This window comes from Pseudonocardia halophobica, from assembly GCF_027922425.1.
In the GTDB taxonomy this organism is placed as follows: Bacteria; Actinomycetota; Actinomycetes; order Mycobacteriales; family Pseudonocardiaceae; genus Pseudonocardia; species Pseudonocardia halophobica.
In genome coordinates this window covers 1-2,753 of the sequence record NZ_BSFQ01000084.1, presented here as the reverse complement: position 1 = coordinate 2,753, position 2,753 = coordinate 1, and the positions used below count along the sequence as shown (strand labels likewise).

Genomic DNA, 2,753 nt, shown 5'->3' with positions numbered 1-2,753 from the left:
CGTACACCCACTCAGATCCACAAGGATCCAGGGGGTCCGGCTCGGGGGGCGGCCAGCGGGCCTGTTGACCGAACCTCAGGGGCTCGTTCTGTCCGGCGTCTCGCTGACGACGAGAAAGTTACGCCCCGCCGACGGCGAGGGTCAAACCGGGGTCCCCCACCCCGAAACCGGCTCATCGCCGCAGGTCAGGGACGTGCGCCCGACGCCGCCGGTCGGGTTGACGGCGGATTTCGTGGTTCATGACGCCGGTCACACTTCGTCGTCGAGGATCGTTCCGACGCCGACCGAGGAGCGCTGATACCGGCTCTGACCTGCGAAGACGAGCCAGAGTCGGCGCTCACGGTGCGCAACTCCCCGTCCATCGGCCGAGTTGCGCCCCTCGAGCGGGGCTCCGGCCCTCGTGCGGCACGACCGGCGACGGGCGCGTCCCCCAAGGAAGTCCCGACCCGCTCCCGGCTGCCGGGGGTACCGGGCGGCTCGGGTGCTCCCCACGCGTGCGCACGAGGGCGCGACGCGGCCGGCGCCGGGAACTCACCCGGGAGCCGGCTGCCACACCTCCCGGGACTTCTCGATCATTTGCTTCGGAAGCACCTCCACCGACCCGGGGCGGCGGATATCGAGCGCCGCCTTGTGATCGAACCGCGATCACTACCCGGAAAGTCGGGAGTCCACACCGACGATCGCTCGATCGAATTCGGGGAAACGCGATCCGTGGACACGTCGTCGCAGGCAGCGACCGACGGACCACCCGTTCGGGCGTGCAACTCGTCCCGCTCCGCCGCGTTGGACCGGATGAGCGTCTCCCACCGGACGCGCCGCGAACGCGGGGGCGAGCAATTCCGCGGCGGCCGGTGGGAGACGCTCTTTCCGTTCACCGGGAATTCAGCTTTACGCGGCGCAGCACGAGCCACCCCCCGATGGCGCGAGGGACGCGGCCTCGGCGACCGCCGCCACCCGCAGGCCATGAGCACCTCAGACCCCCGTCGTCGAACCGGGGCGCACGATCATCAGGACGACGACGACCGCCCAGAGCAGCGCGAACACCCCGGACGTCATCGACAGCCTCCGCGCGGCCACCACCGCGCGGGTGTCGTTCTCTCCGCCGAGGGCGGCCACCACCTCGGCCTGCGCCGGGAGGATCCGCAGCCCCAGGAGCGCTGCGGCCATCGCCGTGAGGACGAGGGAGGCGATCAGCCACGCGTCGCCGAGCACGCCCATCGCCACAGCGGTCCCCAGTCCGAAGACCGGCACCGCGATCGCGAGTACCGCGTAGACCCGGCTGATGCGGTGGAGGAGCGTCACCGGGGCGGCCGGCCCCTCGCCCGCGAGGGCCGCGCGGGCGTACCGCGGGAACATCGATGTGGTCACGGTCACCGGTCCGACGAACACGATGGCGGCGAGGACGTGGACCGAGAGCAGCACGGCCGTCACATCCGTCTCCTTCCTCCGGCTCGAGAAAGCCGGGTCGGGTTGCAGAGGGGCTGAAACACGGGTCCCGGTGCACCTCCTCCCGGAGGCACGATCGGGGCTCCATCCCCTTCAGTTCGGCTGAAACCGACGCCGCCGCGCGGCCCCGCTTCACCGGAGCACGGCGGCATCCACTTACAGTCGAGCTGAAACTAGCAGCCCGAATCAGGGGGTGTCCTCCCCCAGCCGCCCCAGCATTCCCACGAGGGTGCGGGCCAGGAGGGCGCGCTCGGGCCGGGGGACGGGGGCGAGCATCACCCGTTCGACCTCGGCGACTGCCTTCTCCGCCCGGGTCAGCAGCCGGCGCCCGTCCGGTGTGACGTGGAGCTCGGCCACCCGGCCCCGCCCCGGTTCGGTGCGGCGCTCCACCGCGCCGCGCTCCTCGAGCTGGCGCAGCGTCGCCTGCATGCTCTGGGCCGTCACGCCCGCACGGCGTCCGAGCTCGCTGTAGGAGAGCCCCGGTCGTCGGGCCAGGTGTCCGAGGGCCGACAGGTGCCGCATCGTGAGCTGCTCGGCCCGCAGCGCCGTGTCGATCTCCTCGCGCACCCGCCGGCCGAGCGTGGCGAGCAGCACGGCGACGGCGCCCGGCCCGGCCGGCGGTCCGGCAGGGGGCGGTGCGGGGCTCGACACGGCGTCATCATGCCCGCCCGGGCGCCCGGTCCGGCCGGGACGCCCCGAGAACGCCGCCGGCCCCGCACCACGGAACGGGTGCGGGGCCGGTCGTCGCGGAGGTCACCCGCCGGGCCCGGGATCGGTCGGCCCGGCGGGGAGCCCCGCGGGTCCCGGACGGTGCCGGGACGTGGGAGCGGATCAGGCGTTCTGGGGGAAGCCCAGGTTGATGCCGCCGTGCGACGGGTCGAGCCAGCGGGTGGTCACGACCTTGCCGCGGGTGAAGAAGTGGAAGCCCTCGACACCGTGCGCGTGGGTGTCGCCGAACAGCGAGTTCTTCCAGCCCCCGAAGGAGTAGTAGGCCATCGGCACCGGCACCGGTACGTTGATGCCGATCATCCCGACCTCGACCTCGTTCTGGAACCGCCGCGCTGCACCGCCGTCGTTGGTGAAGATCGCCGTGCCGTTCCCGTACGGGTTCGAGTTGATCAGCTCCACGGCCTCCTCGTAGGTCTCCACCCGGACCACCGAGAGCACCGGGCCGAAGATCTCGTCGGTGTAGATCGACATGTCGGTCGTCACGTTGTCGAACAGCGTCGGGGCCACGAAGAACCCGGCCCCGTCCGCGTCGAACTCGCCCTGCCGCCCGTCGACCACCAGCGTGGCGCCCGCCGACT

General features: G+C 72.2%; 3 protein-coding genes. All 3 read right to left on the bottom strand.

Features of this window, described 5'->3' with window-relative positions; all coding sequences use genetic code 11:
* Positions 1-972: 972 nt before the first annotated feature.
* A complete protein-coding gene (locus PKE99_RS37175; RefSeq protein WP_037054719.1) occupies positions 973-1,431 on the bottom strand; it encodes a membrane protein in 459 nt (152 codons plus the stop codon).
* Between the two features lie 201 nt (positions 1,432-1,632).
* Complete coding sequence (locus tag PKE99_RS37170; RefSeq protein ID WP_051738400.1) at positions 1,633-2,097, bottom strand: MarR family winged helix-turn-helix transcriptional regulator; 465 nt, start codon at positions 2,095-2,097, stop codon at positions 1,633-1,635.
* Positions 2,098-2,277: 180 nt separating this feature from the next.
* A partial coding sequence (locus PKE99_RS37165; protein ID WP_271214986.1) for an aldehyde dehydrogenase family protein occupies positions 2,278-2,753 on the bottom strand: 476 nt, incomplete at its 5' end.